Consider the following 16,161-nt stretch of genomic DNA (forward strand, 5'->3'; position numbering starts at 1 on the left):
CCCAAGACCCGTCATGCACTAAGACAGAAGCCGAACCACTTCGTCGGGGCAGGTCGAGCGTCGATAAGCCAATGTTGGCCCTTAACCGGAATGGCGGCGCCACGTCCGCAGAGCCAGCATCCAAAAGTTGTCGGGGCGATCTGACCCACGAACGTCCACTTCAGGGCAGCTGCGCTGCGGCGTCCGCGACGCGCTCGAACATCGGCTATGGGCCGTTCAGGATCGGCAAATTGGTGCCTTGTCGAGAATGCTGCGCCGCATCCGATGGCGGTAGACAGCCCCCAGTTGACAGATACTGTGTGGTGTAGGTGGGGCTGCTTTACGGGCCGTAGCTGCGGAAGACTGTGAGCATTGGGACCCCGGGGCGAGATCGGTCTGGCACGCCAAGCATGCCAGGTGATGTTACAGGTAGGCAACGTTCGATATGGCAAAAAGTGAGTTTCGGAACCCTCGATGGCTGGGAATTTCTTTCTTTGTACTCGGTATCGCTTTCAGTATTGCTACCGTATGGAGTTTTGGAGCCGGTCTTTCGCTGTGGTACGCGCTGGTCTCGGGGTTTATGGCCATTTTAGGCTACCTTGCCGCGATAGAGGCGCAGATTTCCTGTCTTACACTTAGGAGCGATGATCTGGAGATAAGATCGCTTATCACGCGCCAGAGAATTGCGAAAAACGATGTTCTGTCGGTGACATGGGGCAAAGGCGCTCCAATGGCTTTGAAGTTAAACAATGGTAGGTATGTCAATGTGCCACAGTCGCTGTGGCTACAGCCCCAAGACACGGCGAATTCGATACGGGCATGGTTGAAATACAAGACGCTGAACGACTAGGGGAGCCAAGAAAGTTTTAGTAGGCAGACTTTTGCAGGACAGAACCAAACGACTACTCCGTCCAGCGATGTGCGAGTTAGCCAAGCCCGAATTTCGCGCTCGCGGCGAAAGTCAGCAAAGCGGGCTGCAACTGCAGCATCCAAGCAAGGTGCTGAGATTCCGGTATGGGCCAAACTTGAGTGTTGCTATGATTTCGGGGGCGACAATTTCATAGGCAGCATCGCGTCTTGGAGCGGTACATGTTCAAAGTGAACGGAATAGAGATCAGATGCTACAATGACGAGGTTTGATGACGGTGACCTGCGGGAATATCAATATGAAGTTCAGCGATTGCTGGGGCGATGCATGTTGCGGGTGCAACAGTATGAGCAGCTAATCAAGGCAATGGTGGCACATCATGGATTCTCAGGGCCGATTCTTGAGGTAGAGCGGGCTCGGGCCGCGCAAATTGACGGCACGGCACGTAAAACGCTTGGGACCTTGATCGGCGATCTCGTTGGAACATATGTCGTTGTCGAGAAGAACGGTCCCATCGAAAACACGCCCATCAAATCTCCAGAGAACGTCAATTGGTTGGACATGCAGACGTCAGTCGCTCTTTCGGACGTAGATTTTGCTCAGGCAGAGCGTGAACTTAAAGAAATGGTGGGACTTCGGAACAATCTGGTTCACCACTTCATCGAGCAGCATGACATATCGAGCGTGGACGGGTGCAGTCGCGCGCAAGATGCCCTTGTCACCGCATACAGCCGCATCGACAAAAACTTGGCACAGCTTCGTGAATGGGCCAAAGAAATGAAAAACTTGCAGCAGGCGATGTCGGATGTCATGCAGTCGGAAGGTTTCACAGACTGGTTAGTCAACGGAATTGCTCCCGATGACACATTGGATTGGAATGCCTCGGATATAGTGAGGGCATTGCGAGAAGCTTATAGAACGTTGGCTACCGATGGGTGAGCACCTGTTTATGAGGCTGGCAGATGGATTGCGGAACGGTATCCCGAGCAACTACCTGCCCAATATGGATGCCAAAGTTGGCAGCAGGTCGTGCACGAGGCGTCCATTTTTGAACTTCGATATTTTGAAATAAATGGGGACCGCACTGCCTGTTATCGGGAGAAGGAGAGCCCCACGGCGTCGCTTTAAAGGACTCTGTCATAGCATGGATTGCTACGCCCATTGAATGGCCGCTTCCGGGAAGCTGCAGTGCGGCGCGGGCTAAAGGCAATGAATGACTGGTAAGGGCCGGCCTCGACGCCCAGGTGAACCGAGAACAGGCAGATGCTGCGCCGCATCCGAGGTCCGCAGAGAGCCCATTGCCCCAGATGCTGCGCTTAGCGTGAAGGGCAGCTATGGCAGATAGCGCAGCGGTCGCAGCGTGACGTACGGCGTAGGCCCCAACTCGTCGGCTTGAGTATTTGCATTTTAGAAAGGACCTGTTGCGATGGCGAATGCGTTTCAATCGAAAAATTTACTGGGGCACCACCATTCAAGTCCTCACTGTCCCCGGCGCATACGTCCCGGCGTGGTGTTGAATCGTGCTTGGAACAGGCGCGTCATGTGGCTTTGGGAGGCGAAGCCGCACTCGTAGGCGACCGCGGCGAGCGATCGGTTGGGATCGGAGATCAAATCCAGGGCGCGCTCGCAGCGCCGCTCCTTCACATGCTCCCAGATGCTTCGGCCAATAGAGGCGCGGAAAGCATCACTCAGCCAAGACGGGCTCATACAGGAAGCCTGGGCGATCTCGGCGACCGACAGGCTACGGTGCAGGTTCGCCTCGATGAACTCGACGGCGCGGGCGACGCGGCCGTCGGTCCCCGCCGTCGAGACTGACGAGCCTTTGCCGGTGGCGAAGCCCACGGCGCGAGCGGTCAGGGCGACGGCGAGGCCTTCGACGTAGAGCGGATCGACCGTATCGAAGCGCAGGTGCTGGATCGCCAACCGCCCGAGGTTGGCAGTTACGGGGTCGGTGCGTCCGGCGTGAGGGGATGGCAGGTCCGCTACGCCGTTCCATGCTTCGCCGGCCAAATGGTGAAGACGGGATTCGTCGAGTTCGAGCAGCAATTCCCAGCCATGGTTCTCGCAAGATATTTCGTAGTCTGGACCAGTGGAGAACATGTCGAACCCGCCACCACCCGTGGCGGCCAGCTTGTTCCGCATGTCTGCCCCGGCAATCCTATGTCTATGGAACGTCCCGCCCGGACTGCTCGGCACGACATTGATCGTCATGGGCGCATTCGAAACGCGTATCTCCACGCGACCGGGCGGCACCGCCAGGATGGTCAAACCGAGCAAGTCGCATGTCCGGCTGACCGGCGCCGCGTACTTCGTGGCGGACCCGGTGCCGTTGACGGCATGCAATGCGTAGTAGTCTAACATGGCCAACTTCGGTTGCGGCATATGGCGAAGACGGTATTCGCTGCCTTCCCATGGGTGCAGGTTACGACGTCGCGGCGGTACCTGTCATCCCATGCGCGCGCAGTTTGGCCGTTCGTGCAATACCTTCCGGCATTCATGAAATCCGCTTGAGCGGGTCCCGTGCCAAGCTTCGGACATCTTTCTTCCCATGCCAGACGGAGCCGACCATGCCGTTCCCCCTCCCGATCCGCCTTCGCGCCGCAATGCTCGCCGTCGCCGCGACGATGCTCGCCGCTACCGCGTTCGCCCAGGACGCTTCCGCACCCGCACCCGCACCCGCACCCGCCATGGAGGTCGGCCAGCGCCTTCTCGACCGTGACGACACGGTGTTCCTGATGCTGGACCATCAGGCGGGGCTGATGCAGATCGTCAACGACATCGACCCGACGCAACTGCGCCGCAACGTGGCGGCCAAGGGTATGGTGGCCGAGTTCTTCGGCATCCCCGTCATCGCGTCCACATCGGTGCCCGAAGGTCCGAACGGCCCGCTCATCCCTGAGGTGACCGAGAACGCTCCCTCGGCGACCGTGATCGACCGCGCCGGTCCGATCAACGCCTGGGACGACGAGCGCATCCGCGAGGCCGTGGAGGCGACGGGGCGCAACACGATTGTCATCTCAGGCATTCTGACGAGCGTCTGCGTGGCCTTCCCCGCCATCGAGATGGCCGCCGAAGGCTACCACGTCATCGCCGCCATCGACGCGTCGGGCGACTACTCCGACCTGGCCAGCCAGACGACCATCGCCCGGCTCCAGCAGGCGGGCGTGGTGGTCGAGAGCACGTTCTCGATCCTTAGCCAGGTCCACGACACATGGGATGAGCAGAACACGCCCGTGATGGCAGAGGCCTACTCGCTGGTGACGCCGGAATACGGCGCCGTGCTGGAGAGCTACTTCGCCACGGTCCAGGCGACGAACTGAGATTGCGGCGTGGACGCATGCTGTCCGCGCCTGATCTCCTGCCTGCGGGACCGATCCCCATCGGTGCCGCACCCCGCAGGCGGGCTGGCCCGGCGGCCTCCTCCCCGCCGCCGGGCCCGATCCGAACCTCCACCCTGCAGGAGACCAAGATGACCCGTATCCCAGCCCGTCCCGCGCCCCGCTTCGCGCTCGACCGCCGCCGCTTCCTCGGCGCCTCCGCCGCGCTCGGCGCGGCCGCCGCCGGCGGAGGTGCCGCCGCCCAGCAGGGCGAAGCCCCCGCCGAACTGATCGTCGTGAATGCCCGCATCACGACGATGGACCCGTCCCGCCCCGAGGCCACCGCGCTCGCCGCACGCGACGGCCTGTTCGTCGCCGTGGGGACGGAGGCCGACGTCGCCCCTTTCCGCGGCACCTTCACCACGGTCGTGGATGCCGGCCAGCGCCGTCTGATCCCGGGCCTGAACGACAGCCACACCCATTCGATCCGGGGCGGCGTCAACTACACCTACGAGGTCCGCTGGGACGACGTGGACAGCCTGGAGGAAGGCCTGCACCGCCTGCGCGAGCAGGTCGCCCGCACCCCCGAGGGCCAGTTCGTCCGCGTGGTCGGCGGCTTCTCGGAGCACCAGTTCAAGGAGAAACGCCTGCCCACCGTGGCAGAGCTCAACGCCATCGCGCCGGACACGCCCGTGCTGGTTCACCACCTCTACAAGCTGACGCTGATCAACGACGCCGCGATCCGCTACTTCGGATACGACCAAGCCGGCCACCCGACCTATCCCGGCGGCACGATCGAGAAGGTGGACGGCGCGCCCACCGGCCGCCTGCTCGCGACGCCTTCGGGCCTTCTGATGTACCGCACGCTCGTCGCGGCGCCGAAGCTGTCGATCCAGGACCAGATCAACTCCTCGATCCAGTACATGGATGAATTGAACGCCCTCGGCCTGACCTCCGTCTCGGATGCGGGTGGGGGCGGCATGGAGTTCCCGGAGGCCGACGCCTATGCGGTAACCAACTGGCTGCACGAGCGCGGCCTCATGACGGTGCGGACGGGCTACCATACCTTCCCGCAGATCAAGGGCGAGGAATACGCCGACTACCAGCGCTGGACCGACGCCTGGACGCCTCAGCAGGGCGACGATATGCTCAAACTGGTGGGCGGCGGCGAAAACCTCTGCTGGGCCTCGTACGACTACGAGATCTTCGGCGAGCCGGTCCCCGAGATCGACCCCGACGCCGAGGAGATCCAAGCCCGGATCATGACGCTCCTGGGCGAGAGGCAATGGCCCTTCCGCCAGCACATCACCTATGGCCAGACCGCCGATCGCCTCCTCGCCGTCTACGAGGACGTGGCGGCGGGCGCGGGCCTGACCGAGGGCTGGTTCATCGACCATGTCGAGACGTTCACGCCCGCGCATCTCGAACGAATCGCAGCCCTTGGAGGCGGCATTTGCCTGCAGAACCGCCTGCAATTCCAGGCCGAGGACTTCGTCGCCCAGCACGGGGAGGCGGTCCTGCGGCAGACCCCCAACTTCCGCGCCATCCTCGACCTCGGCGTCCCCGTGGGCCTCGGCACGGATGCCACGCGCGTGGCCAGCTACAATCCATGGTTCGCGCTGCAATGGCTCACGACCGGCCTCAGCCGCGGGGGCATGCGTATGTACGGCGACGACAACCTCCTGGACCGCGAGGAGGCGCTGCGCCTGATGACCGTGGGCAGCGCTTGGTTCACCGGCGATGCCGGCCGCAAGGGTGCCATCACGCCCGGGCAGATGGCCGACTTCGCCATCCTCGACCGCGACTACTTCGCCGTCACCGACGCCGAGATCGTCAAGCTGCGATCGGTCCTCACCGCCGTGGGCGGCACGGTGGTCCATGCCGCCGAACCCTTCGCCGCGCTCGACCTGCGGGAAGTCCCGCCGCTCACGCCCGACTGGTCGCCGCTCCACGACTATCCTGAGATGGGGCGGGGATGAGCGGCGGGGTTCGACACGTCGCTCCGCACAGCCCCCGTGCGCCCGGCGCGGAGCCGCACGCGCCGCCTGCGCGTATCCGCTCCGACCGACCGAAGCCACCAGACCGGAGCCCGCCATGACCCCGGCCCGCCGCGCCCTGCTAGGAGGCCTCGTAGCCGCAGCCGCCCTGCCCTTCGTGCCACGCGCCGCGCGCGCCCACCATTCCACCGTCATCCCCGCGCTGCGCGAAGGCGGCCACGTCGTCTACTTCCGGCACGCGGCGACGCAATGGTCCGGCATCGACCGCATCGAATGGCCCCGCGAGCGCCAGCGCCTGCTCTCCGCCGAGGGCGAGCGCCAGGCCCGCGTGATCGGCGAGGCTTGGGAGGAACTCGGCATTACCGCCGGCGAGGTCTGGGCATCGCCCTTCGCCCGCTGCGCCGACCATGCGCGGATCAGCTTCGGCCGCGCCACCGAAGACATGCGCCTGATCGGCTTGCTCTCCGACGACGAGGGCCGCCGCGAGCGCGTCGCCTTCCTGCGCACGCTTGTGACCACCCGGCCCGAGCCGGGTACGAACCGCGTCATCGTCGCCCACCGCTCCAACATCGCCGAGGTCGCGGGCGTCGCGCTGGAAGAAGGGGAGGCCGTCGTCCTCACGCCCGACGCGGCGGGCGGCTTCACCGTGCGCGGGACCTTCATGCCGGACGAATGGACCGGATAGCGAACTGACTCAAGCCACTGCGCAACGTTCCGGATAAGTATGGCCTATTGAAGCGGACCTTCATTCAGGACGCAGCGAAGGCCCGCTCTGTCCCGCAGACTGCCAGTTCGCCACCCACTCAATTTCGCGGCCGCAGCGAAATTCCGGTCTCGCGGGCCGCACCGCAGCGACTGTCCGGGCTTATGAACGGCAGGTTTGGGCCGTGGCATGCCTGCGAAGCTGGCCGAACTTTGCAGTTTTGCAGTGTCCGCTTCCTGCGCAACGCCGACATTAGTGCTGGCGGCAGTATCGGCGATTTTCGGGCTCACACGACATAATCGTCGCGTCGCCCACGAACAGCTGCTTGCACTACGTACGATCCTGCCCCCTATTGGAACAGACCCCTTAGTACGGTTTCACGCAGCGGAATCCCACGTCGATGGCCCGCTGTGCGGTGTCGTCAACCCGCGTGTCAAAGCCACCTTCGAAGACGAATGCGCCGTTCAGCCAGCTGCCTCCTGCCGCGAATACCAAGCGGCCGTCCGCCTGGCGCAAGGTCCATTCATGAACAGACCCCAAAAGGTTCACGGGTCTTTCCGCGCTAGCGATGGCAAGGGAGGGACCAGTCCGGCAGAGCCTGACGACCTTGTCCTCCACCCGCGCCATGGGCGCCCTGCTGCCGAATTGCTCAATCAGGACCCTGGCGTCGTGATGCGGCAGGTTCAGATCCTCGCACAGCGCTGCCTCGTCACCGGCCAGCATCAGGTCACGGTACCGGCCTTCCTGCCCATCGGCAAAGGCCGCGATCATGTCCTGCCGCTCCAGCCGGTCTGGCAAGCGCCCTCCCTGCCAAGTGCAGAATTGCCGGGCCTGGTCCGCTGAAACGAAGGTGATGGGCAGCGATGCCCGCATCCCCGACGCAAGGCCCTCCTCAAATTCTGCGGTCGCGGAGCCACCCTCGCCCGGCGGGTCATAGCGGGTTTCTGCGCTGCCCAGGCGTGCCTCGTCGTATTGCGACGGGGCGGCCGACATCGCCCCGGGCCCAGGGGCCATCCAGGCGTCACAAGCTCCGTCGGCAACACAGGCCTCGTACTCCCCGATAGTGACCTCAGAGCGCATGATGCTGAAGGGCGCAAGGTCGGGATACCTGCCCGACAACGGCACCTCGACGTAGGTTTCCTGCGCGACACAAGAGGTGGCTAGGCTGATCATCGCAAGGGCGAGGCCCTGCCTCCGGACATTCAAGACTGGCAAGGCTAGACCCCTTCCATCTGATAAACTGCGGTGCACACGCCGTCCGCGCGCTGGATTTCCTTCGACCGGATGATGACATGCTGCCAGAGCGTGACCGTCGTCGACCGGGCGAAGTATTCGCTGTACCGGATCTCGCCACGCACACCATCCCACATGTCGAAATGGCCATTGGCATCACGCCAGCCGGATACGCTGAAGAAGATCACGCCGCGGCGCCCGCGAAAGGGCGATGGATTGTTCGTCCCCCTCGTTGTCGGGGCATCCGAGAAATAGTGCTGCATGAACGGCGCGAATTCCGTAACCCGCGCGCCGTAGGCATAGGGGCGTCCGTTGGGCCAGCTCTGGGACCCGGCAACACGGTAAAGCGGTACGGCGATATCGCCCCGCGGAATCCCGTAGCCGCGATCCTCGTTCCCCGCACTGGCCTATAGGTCGCGATACCCGACGAACGGGATGAAGTCCCGACCGACCGCGTTGAAGGCAGCAGAAGTGCGTACAACGCAGGTATTAGTGAATTCGTTCGGCGGCGTCAGGCCGTTCCGCGACGCCACCAACGAGGCTTCGAAAAGGCTCTGGACCTCCCCGCCAATCCCCCGAACCGTTTGAATGCTGCTCCCGGCGGGATACCCGCTCCAGAGCCTGCCGAAATCTGGCAGGATCTTCAGATCGGGGAACAGGACATAGCCGGTCGTTCCGTTGTCCGCGGCACTCTCCATGATTGGCTCGTCCAGCACCTGCGAATACCCGGACCCGTCCAGCGTCCCCGTCACCTGTCCGTTCTTCAGCGCATACGCCCGCCCACCCATCGGCTGGCCGTCAAGATCCAGAAGCTGCACGCGCCATTGCGGGCAAGGGGCCGTGACCGCATCGACCTCTGGGCTGGGCTCGACTGGATCGACCTCGGCCTCGGCATCATCGCTTCCTGAAAACCAGCACATCCCTCAGCCCGCCTTTCCTGCCAGCGCGACAGAGTCCGCCATGAACTTCGCGAACATCGTCTGCAGTGCCCTGTCCTTCGTGCCAGCTTTCGGCCGCTCGTAAAGACAGCGGTGAAGCCATCCAAACCGCGGGTCGCGCATGCATTCAGCGCCATAGACGAACCGAAGGATGGTCAGCACGAAAACAGAGCGACCCTCCTCCAGCCCAAGCCGCTCGCAGCCCGTCCGGGTGTCCTCCACCAGCCAGTCCAGCGTATCGTCTCCGATCTCCCGCGTCCTGGTCACGAAATGGGCGACGAGGAACGCTTTCGTCTCCCGGCAAGACACCTGGGGCCCAAATGTCGACAGCGCCGCGTCCACCGCCTTGACGAAGGCTGCCAGATGCTCCCCTTTTCGTCCGTTCACCCGCGCAAGGTACGCGATCAGCCCCCCGCGCAGGGCGTCCGCGCGCGTTTGCTGGTCCCAGGCGTCGCCGATCGTATCCCGCAGGATATCCTGTGCCCAACGATGCTGCGGGTCCCTATCGAATCCAACTCCCAGCCCCAGACAGAGGTGAATATAGAGCTGCGCCGGCGAGGTGCGCGTGAATCCGTAGGTCCGGGCCCGCTCGATTGCACGCGTAACGACCTCGGCCAATACTTCCGGACCCATCGCCTCCGCGTGGTCGGGCGCCTTCTTCTGAAAGTGAGCGATCATGTTGCGCCGGAATTGCACCTTCCGGTATTGTCGGAAGGCCTCCAGCTCGTTTAGGTCCAGCCGCACCGACGCCGTCGAGGCGCTGCCCGTCCCCGTCACTTTGAGGCGCCAGGACATCGCCATGCCGTCACTGGCGGCGACGATCCGTTCGATCATGGTGCCGAACCAGGCGGCTGTTTTGTCAGGGTTGCTCGCCACGGCATCAAAATAGAAATGCGCAGCGTCCGGCATCCAGAAGCGCACGAAGAGCCGGCGATCTTCCCCCCGGACCTGCTGCTGCGTGAACTTGCGAAGATGCTTGCGCAGCTGGTCGATCGGCGCGCCGCTCTGTAGTAGGAAACCCGGATCACACGGCCCAAGCTGTCCCGGCGCGTCGCGTCCGTTCAGGGAAAACAATTGCAGGCTGTGGCAAGGCTCCAGCTTCACCAGCCACGGTGCGGCGTCGAATGTCTCCGGATTATCGAAGAGACAGCAATGCTCTAGCGCAGAACTGGCCAGAACCTCCTGCAAGCCGAACACGCTGCCCGCATCGACGATGGTGTAAAGCGAAAGGTCCGTGTCATAAGGGTCGGTCAACCACGCTCTGAACGCAGACGTCGCTTGGTCGTCACGGCTGATGAAAGGCTCAGCCTCGGGCACTCCGGGCGCCAGAACAACAAGCGCCTCGCACGGACCGGAAAACATGACGTCAGCAATATCGGACATGGACGATCTCGAATGGTTCGATCAAATATAAGCGTCATCTTGGGCACCTGACAAAAAAACGCAACATCTGGCTGCATGTCCGTCGTTAGAGCTTTTGGAACCAATGGCGGCCTTAACTAGGAGAGAGTTTGGCTCATCTTACTGTTTTGATTACCCGAGCAGGGATGAATTTCAGTTGCCTGCCGTCAAACGAAGAGTTGTTTTGGGGAAGAAGCCGAAGGGTGAGTTGCTCTATTTCAACAGCCGCTCTTTCTACTAGATGAAGTTAGTCCTCAAGAGCGGCACAGCCCGCTTCGAGACTCGACAGCTCAACTTCGAGTGGCATGAGCAACTTGCGTCCTTGGTGTTCGACTTCCGAAATGTGGCGTGTTTCTCTGTTGCGAAAGTCGTGGCTTCCGATTTTTGGGTAGTGGCGATCGTGATGAAGGTCCTACTGGGCAACCATCTCATTGCAAGCCGCTTGCAGCGTTAAAATACTACGTTCAGCTCGTACTCGCCCCTCTTGCGCCCTCAACTTATGCGCCACAAGGTCTGACCCCCTTCCAGATACTAGTGCTTCCTTCGCGACGCGGAGTGCGAGCGCTGCATATACCAGCGCAGCCGTCGCGATTAGCAGGGAAGCAATGTCAAAGAAGTAGTTACTGACCATTTCTAATGCACTTTCCAATGATCTATCCTTTGTTGGCAGTCGAGGCTTTCTGTATCCATTACTGGTACCCCAAGACGCCTTCTGCAAGACAGAGAGAGCGAAGTACTAGGAGGTGCTGGATGTCCGGTTTGGCGGGCTGCACTGCGGCATCTTGTATGTCGCTCGAAGGTCCGGTTTGGGCCGTTGGATCTAGTGATTGCCGATGGTCAGCCCGGACACAGAAGTCAGTGCGAATGAGCCTGGCCGTGTCACCGGATCGTCGCAGCCGATCCTGCGTCAACACCAAAATCGTCAGGTCAGGAGCCATATAGTCCGCACGCCTGACCCTATGATCAATCGCATCGTCTCCGGATATGTGGCGAGCAGGAGGATTGGAGACAGCGCCAGAGCACCCCAACTCACGCAAAATACGATGTATCTGAGCAAAACCAGGACCCCGACCGTCACGTCGAAACCGCTGTCCTGCCTTGACCTTGCAAGCCGGTCGAGTGCGGGACGTTCAATGATCGCCTTGACCAAAGCGCCAGCGGCCAAGGGCGCCAAAACGACGGCGAAGTGAAGCCATGTCCAGAGGATCGTGGTAAGTGCCATCAGGGTCAACCAAAGGCCCTCGCCCCAAGGATCTGCCCAGCTTCTCTCAAGGAAATCCTGACTGCGGGTCTCCACGCCGAACCCCAAGGCCACGCCGGTCAGCGCCAATCCGACAATCATGACAGCGAAGACCATGAACGCCACCGCAAGAAGAAAATCCAGGGTGATGAATCCGACAATCGCAACCGGTCGTACCTCAAGCCTCACGATGCGACGACCGATGGCGTGACTTGTGCCAAGAGACAGAAAGTCCAGAAACGCATTGGCAAGGGGGAGCGCCAGCCAGGAGACGGAGAACAATCCGAGCGTTGCCCCTGAAACAGCTGCGGAGTCTCCGGCCGCAACCAGTCCGGCTAGGGCAACCATCGCGCCGATCGCGATACTGCCTCCGGCAGCCGCCAGTTGGCGGGGACGAAGATCGTTCATTTGCCGGGCGATCAGGGCGCTCGCCAAGCCGGCACAAAGGCCGACAAGACCTCCGACAATGATCCCTTCGCTCATCGAGGTCAGGAATGCGATCATTGTGTCATCGGACAGGCCGGAACTGACTGCAGCCAAGACGCCTAGAGTGATTCCACCCGCGGCGCCGTACGCCGCCGCACGCGACGGCGACAGGGTCGAAAGGGCAGCGCAACTCGGGGCGGTGAAAAGTACCGCGGCGGAAATCGACGCGGTACCCAGGTAGTCGACTACACCGCAGGCCACGCCTGCTGTGACCGCGACACCGCCCAAGCGCATTGCGATATGTCGTTCCGATATCGGTTCCAAACCGAAGCGGCGCACCAAGTACCAGCACAGGCCCAATGCGAGGACCAGAAGCAGGAAGCCGAGATACGGAAACAGAAATACACCGGTGGCGCCGGCCCAGGCATGCGTACGGAATGGGCTCACTTCCCCAAGGGAAATGTCACCTTGAAAGGAACTGACGGCGCCGGCCAAGATCACGTAAAGCAGCCCGAGGGCGTAGCAAACGAGCAGGCTCTGCAAGCTGAAGGGGCGACCCAGCCACGTTTGCAATACGTTCAAACCGGCCGAGAGCCTCTCGGCGTAGATTTCGGAGATTGATCTTTGCAGAACGTCTCCAAGCTGCCGATTCAGAAAACGCGCGACTGCCTGCTCTTCGATCGCTTGGGGCGCAGCAAGGTTCGCTGCTTCGAGCGCGAGCAGCCGCGCCTCCATAGGCGACGGATCGGATGCCGACGGCCATCGCAGGGCAGCAGGAAGGTCAGCGCGGGTCAGGCCGAGTGGCCCGCTCAGTTTTCTTGCGGTGGCAGGCGTGACTTTGGCGAGCCGATTGTTCTCGATTGCGGACACGAAGGATTTGCGATCCGCATTGCCCAAGGCTGCCGCCGCCAGCGCCTCCTGGCTCATCCCCAGAGCATGACGGCGCTGACGGACGAGATCACCGAACGCTTGATAGTCTTTCGACGCCACCGCGTTATTCGCCCAAAAACTTGTGAACCCAATACGTTACAAATTAATATACCAGATATGTAACGCACTGGGAACACGCGGTCGCTAGCGAGAAAGCAAGCAGGGACAGATGGTGCATGCTCAGTCGAGCGACCGATCTCTAGCGAGGGTCGGATGTGCCAATACCGCCCTGCTCGGCAATTCCGCCGCAGACAGCAAGGAGACGAGTACATGGCACGTTCCGATTTTGCGTGGCTCAATTTCGACACCGAGTTCACCCAACCCAATCAGGAAGCGACCCGGACCTTCATGATCGACGACGACCCGGTGACCGCCAGTCGCCGGGGCCAGTCGGTGAGCGCCGAGGGCTACATCATGATCCAGGCCGAGGATGTCGGCAATTCGTCTACCGCCGAGGGTGACACGATCACCCATCGGATCCTCATCAACGGCGAGCACCTGCCCAGCTTCGATATGGTCGACCGCGAGGGCTGGAACCTCTGGATGGACCGTATCCCGGCCGGCTTCCTGAAAAAGGGCGAGAATCGCCTGACCATCCGCCGCCGGGCCGTCGACCGCTTCCGGGTGGCCAACGTCATGGTCCAGTGGCGCGAGAAGGCGGGTGCTGCCGGCGGCCTCACCGGTCCAGACCGCATCACCGCGAACGCTTGACCCAAGCTGCGGACCGGAGCGATCCGGTCCGCCATCCGGATCTTAGGTGCCCCGAAGTCCGCCTGCGGGACGCAAGTCTTCGCAGCGAGGCCAGATAGGCACGTCGTCTCAGGGGGCAAGTTGAGCATAACCCATGCAGCGCCCTTACTTTGCCTTTCCTGCTGAGCGCCCGAACATGGACGCGGAGCCTGGCAAGTCAAACCCCGCTTGGTTCTGCGTGGCTGGTCCCTCACCACCGCCGCCGAGATTTGAAGACGCGGAGAACGGCGGCTTCAACCGGTCACACCACGGCATCGTGGTCTGGAGCTGAAAACCCGGCAGAGGCCGGGAGGACACGGTGTCCCGTTTACGTCTAGACCCGCGTCATGGCTGTTCTTAAACGGAATGCCGAACCCGTTTGGAACAGCGAGGATGTTTCACATCGTCGTTCCATGAGGGCGCAGCCTACCGGCACGTTGCATTCCGCGCGTCTACGCGGAGGCGATCGGCAGCCTGACCTCCGCCCTCAGCCCCCCGCCCGCCCGGTTGCGCAGGGCGAGCGATCCGCCCTGCGCCCGCGCGATGGCGGATGCGATGGAGCGTCTCAGAGGGCGGATGGGTGAAGCCGCCGCGTAAGAGCATAGGAGGCCGACGAACCCCAGCCGCCTCAGGCCGCGCGGCCATTTGCAACAATGCCCTCTTATATCCTGGCCTGTTGCCTTTCCCTTGCCACGAAGATGTCGCGACCTGCGACGTTGGTGGAGTCGAAGCGGTCCGGCAAGGATGCCCGCGAACGACCGTGCATTCCCGGTTTCCAGCGCGTGTCGTCACCTGGTCGCGCATTGTCGGGAATGAATGACAACGCAAGACGACGCGACGCCCGACAACAAACGGGAATGCGCGCAAACTCGCATCCCAGGCGCCTGCCCTTCCGATGCCACGTTCCCCGGCATAGACTTCCGCCCAAACCCACGAGGCGGCGCGAATGACCCATACCACCGGAGACGGCGGCTACTGGACGAACCTCCTCGGCCCCTCGGCCCAGGATGGTGCGCCGACGTCTGCGCTGACCGTCGAGACCATCAAGGGCGTGGAGCCGCTGAACGATCAGTTCGGCGTGGCGGCGCCGCTGACCGTCCCGCCAGCATTGCGCAAGGCGTTGTTCGGCCAGCCAGCGCCTAACGAGGGCAGCGCACCCTCGCCGCCGCTCCATACCTATGCTGTGCTGGACGCCGCCAGGGTCCAGGGCCTGCCCGAGATGCTGGAGACCTCCGGCCTCGACCACGCCTGCCTGTTCCAGGGCGAGGCAGCCGAAGACTACCGGGACGTCGCGCCCTACCTCGTGCACCTGGAGGAAGGGCAACAACTCACACGCCAGCTGTTCATCCAAGGCGACGCGCCGTGGGAGATGTGGGACGCGGAGCCGGGGGTATTCCTGCGCTCGACCGCTCCGCTCGATGCCCTCAAAAAGCACCTGCGCAAGTTCACCAAGGTCCAAGACCAGGACGGGAGATGGGTGTATTTCCGGTTCTGGGAGGGCGGTGGCCTTTTGAGCCTGCTGCGGGTCTGGGCGACGAGGCGACAGAAGTTGGCTTCCTTCACGGCTCGATCCAAACCGGACGGCATTCGGGGCATAGTTGTCTTGGATCGGACCGGCACCGCGACGGTCGTGCGCCTCATGGAGAACGATCATGAGCAAACGGTAAACGCCCCGTTCCAACTGGACGCTGATGATCGCCGCGCCTTGTCGTCTTGGCGGGATGCACGCTTCGACCGCAGGCTCCTTGCGGAGCTGACGACCGCGTATCCTGCGCTCGATGCCGCACAGGCTGACGAGACCGGCGATTGGCTTCGGTCCGTCATCGACGCAGCCGAGGACGCGGGGATAAGGTTGGAGCCGGCCATCGTGAACTTCGCGCATGCGGCCTATTTGCTCCGCGCTGACCCGTGCACGCATGGCGAGACCGTCCACCTGCTGCGGGACCGGACGCTTCACCAGAAGGACCGCGCCCGTCTAGCCCGGGCTGCAGCAGAACGACGTTCCAAATTACGAGGATAGATAATGGCCGAATTTGAGCGCGGACAGGAGACATGCGACTGCCAGACTGCGAATTTCTTTATGTGCGACATGCCGGGAGATCTACAGGATCGGATTGCGCTTCGCGGATTGGTCAATGGTCAACCGACGGAGATATTTCCTAGCGGAGAAATTCATCGAAATCCAAATACGCTGGAAGGGACGACCGCGACGCTGGCCCTCGCTGCCAACGGCATGAACCAGACAGCTTACTATCCCACGCTCGAAGATGGCGTTCCGCTCGATGCAGGGGATCTGCAGATGTATGTCGGGGGCCGCGACGCCGGGGCGGCCGACGGCGTCGATCTGAGGTGCTCCCCGGAAATTGGACACTGACGGAAGCTACGGTCTGAGGTCATCCT

General features: G+C 62.4%; 13 protein-coding genes. 7 read left to right on the forward strand and 6 right to left on the reverse strand.

Going from position 1 to position 16,161, the window contains the following annotated elements:
* Positions 1-1,105 precede the first annotated feature (1,105 nt).
* Positions 1,106-1,786 (forward strand): hypothetical protein, encoded by a 681-nt coding sequence (locus jaqu_RS15360; protein ID WP_236687875.1) that lies wholly within the window; start codon positions 1,106-1,108, stop codon positions 1,784-1,786.
* Between the two features lie 540 nt (positions 1,787-2,326).
* Here the strand turns inward: jaqu_RS15360 and jaqu_RS20775 are convergent.
* Positions 2,327-3,229, reverse strand: coding sequence for a helix-turn-helix domain-containing protein (locus tag jaqu_RS20775; protein WP_084629913.1), 903 nt, complete (start codon positions 3,227-3,229; stop codon positions 2,327-2,329).
* 185 nt (positions 3,230-3,414) lie between these two features.
* On the opposite strand from jaqu_RS20775, the gene jaqu_RS15370 reads away from it, so the two are divergent.
* The 3 genes from jaqu_RS15370 to jaqu_RS15380 all read left to right on the forward strand — a co-directional run bounded on the left by jaqu_RS15370 (position 3,415) and on the right by jaqu_RS15380 (position 6,846).
* A complete protein-coding gene (locus tag jaqu_RS15370) occupies positions 3,415-4,167 on the forward strand; it encodes an isochorismatase family protein (protein ID WP_201774374.1) in 753 nt (250 codons plus the stop codon).
* Between the two features lie 149 nt (positions 4,168-4,316).
* Positions 4,317-6,143 carry an amidohydrolase gene (locus jaqu_RS15375; protein WP_052501006.1) on the forward strand — a complete coding sequence of 609 codons (1,827 nt, stop codon included), beginning with the start codon at positions 4,317-4,319 and terminating at the stop codon, positions 6,141-6,143.
* Positions 6,144-6,258: 115 nt separating this feature from the next.
* Complete coding sequence (locus tag jaqu_RS15380) at positions 6,259-6,846, forward strand: histidine phosphatase family protein (protein ID WP_043919888.1); 588 nt, start codon at positions 6,259-6,261, stop codon at positions 6,844-6,846.
* Positions 6,847-7,230: 384 nt separating this feature from the next.
* On the opposite strand, the gene jaqu_RS15385 is transcribed toward jaqu_RS15380, so the two are convergent.
* The 5 genes from jaqu_RS15385 to jaqu_RS15410 form a co-directional block, all read right to left on the reverse strand.
* Positions 7,231-8,037: an SUMF1/EgtB/PvdO family nonheme iron enzyme gene (locus jaqu_RS15385; RefSeq protein ID WP_141134408.1), complete on the reverse strand. Its 807-nt coding sequence runs from the start codon at positions 8,035-8,037 to the stop codon at positions 7,231-7,233.
* A gap of 44 nt (positions 8,038-8,081) precedes the next feature.
* Entirely contained in the window at positions 8,082-8,471 is a 390-nt protein-coding gene (locus jaqu_RS15390) for a T6SS effector amidase Tae4 family protein (RefSeq protein WP_084629915.1), read from the reverse strand.
* Positions 8,472-8,504: 33 nt separating this feature from the next.
* Entirely contained in the window at positions 8,505-9,017 is a 513-nt protein-coding gene (locus jaqu_RS15395; RefSeq protein WP_043919891.1) for a hypothetical protein, read from the reverse strand.
* A 3-nt stretch (positions 9,018-9,020) separates the two neighbouring features.
* On the reverse strand, positions 9,021-10,418 hold the full coding sequence (locus jaqu_RS15400; protein WP_043919892.1) for a DUF4123 domain-containing protein: 1,398 nt from the start codon (positions 10,416-10,418) through the stop codon (positions 9,021-9,023).
* Between the two features lie 940 nt (positions 10,419-11,358).
* Positions 11,359-13,092, reverse strand: coding sequence for a helix-turn-helix domain-containing protein (locus tag jaqu_RS15410; RefSeq protein ID WP_141134409.1), 1,734 nt, complete (start codon positions 13,090-13,092; stop codon positions 11,359-11,361).
* Positions 13,093-13,302: 210 nt separating this feature from the next.
* Between jaqu_RS15410 and jaqu_RS20780 the strand changes: the two genes are divergently transcribed.
* From jaqu_RS20780 to jaqu_RS15425, 3 genes are all read left to right on the forward strand, one after another.
* On the forward strand, positions 13,303-13,743 hold the full coding sequence (locus jaqu_RS20780) for a DUF7383 domain-containing protein (RefSeq protein ID WP_052501007.1): 441 nt from the start codon (positions 13,303-13,305) through the stop codon (positions 13,741-13,743).
* A gap of 964 nt (positions 13,744-14,707) precedes the next feature.
* Positions 14,708-15,781, forward strand: coding sequence for a DUF4123 domain-containing protein (locus tag jaqu_RS15420; protein ID WP_043919895.1), 1,074 nt, complete (start codon positions 14,708-14,710; stop codon positions 15,779-15,781).
* A 3-nt stretch (positions 15,782-15,784) separates the two neighbouring features.
* Positions 15,785-16,135: a hypothetical protein gene (locus tag jaqu_RS15425; RefSeq protein ID WP_043919896.1), complete on the forward strand. Its 351-nt coding sequence runs from the start codon at positions 15,785-15,787 to the stop codon at positions 16,133-16,135.
* The last annotated feature ends 26 nt before the right edge of the window (positions 16,136-16,161 follow it).

Source organism: Jannaschia aquimarina (assembly GCF_000877395.1).
Lineage (GTDB): Bacteria > Pseudomonadota > Alphaproteobacteria > Rhodobacterales > Rhodobacteraceae > Jannaschia > Jannaschia aquimarina.

Bases quoted from the DNA above. Each gene is read 5' to 3' on its own strand.
- jaqu_RS15420 (WP_043919895.1), top strand. From the start codon at position 14,708: ATGACCCATACCACCGGAGACGGCGGCTACTGGACGAACCTCCTCGGC.
- jaqu_RS20775 (WP_084629913.1), bottom strand. From the start codon at position 3,229: ATGCCGCAACCGAAGTTGGCCATGTTAGACTACTACGCATTGCATGCC.
- jaqu_RS15395 (WP_043919891.1), bottom strand. From the start codon at position 9,017: ATGTGCTGGTTTTCAGGAAGCGATGATGCCGAGGCCGAGGTCGATCCA.
- jaqu_RS20780 (WP_052501007.1), top strand. From the start codon at position 13,303: ATGGCACGTTCCGATTTTGCGTGGCTCAATTTCGACACCGAGTTCACC.
- jaqu_RS15380 (WP_043919888.1), top strand. From the start codon at position 6,259: ATGACCCCGGCCCGCCGCGCCCTGCTAGGAGGCCTCGTAGCCGCAGCC.
- jaqu_RS15425 (WP_043919896.1), top strand. From the start codon at position 15,785: ATGGCCGAATTTGAGCGCGGACAGGAGACATGCGACTGCCAGACTGCG.
- jaqu_RS15370 (WP_201774374.1), top strand. From the start codon at position 3,415: ATGCCGTTCCCCCTCCCGATCCGCCTTCGCGCCGCAATGCTCGCCGTC.
- jaqu_RS15385 (WP_141134408.1), bottom strand. From the start codon at position 8,037: ATGATCAGCCTAGCCACCTCTTGTGTCGCGCAGGAAACCTACGTCGAG.
- jaqu_RS15400 (WP_043919892.1), bottom strand. From the start codon at position 10,418: ATGTCCGATATTGCTGACGTCATGTTTTCCGGTCCGTGCGAGGCGCTT.
- jaqu_RS15375 (WP_052501006.1), top strand. From the start codon at position 4,317: ATGACCCGTATCCCAGCCCGTCCCGCGCCCCGCTTCGCGCTCGACCGC.
- jaqu_RS15360 (WP_236687875.1), top strand. From the start codon at position 1,106: ATGACGAGGTTTGATGACGGTGACCTGCGGGAATATCAATATGAAGTT.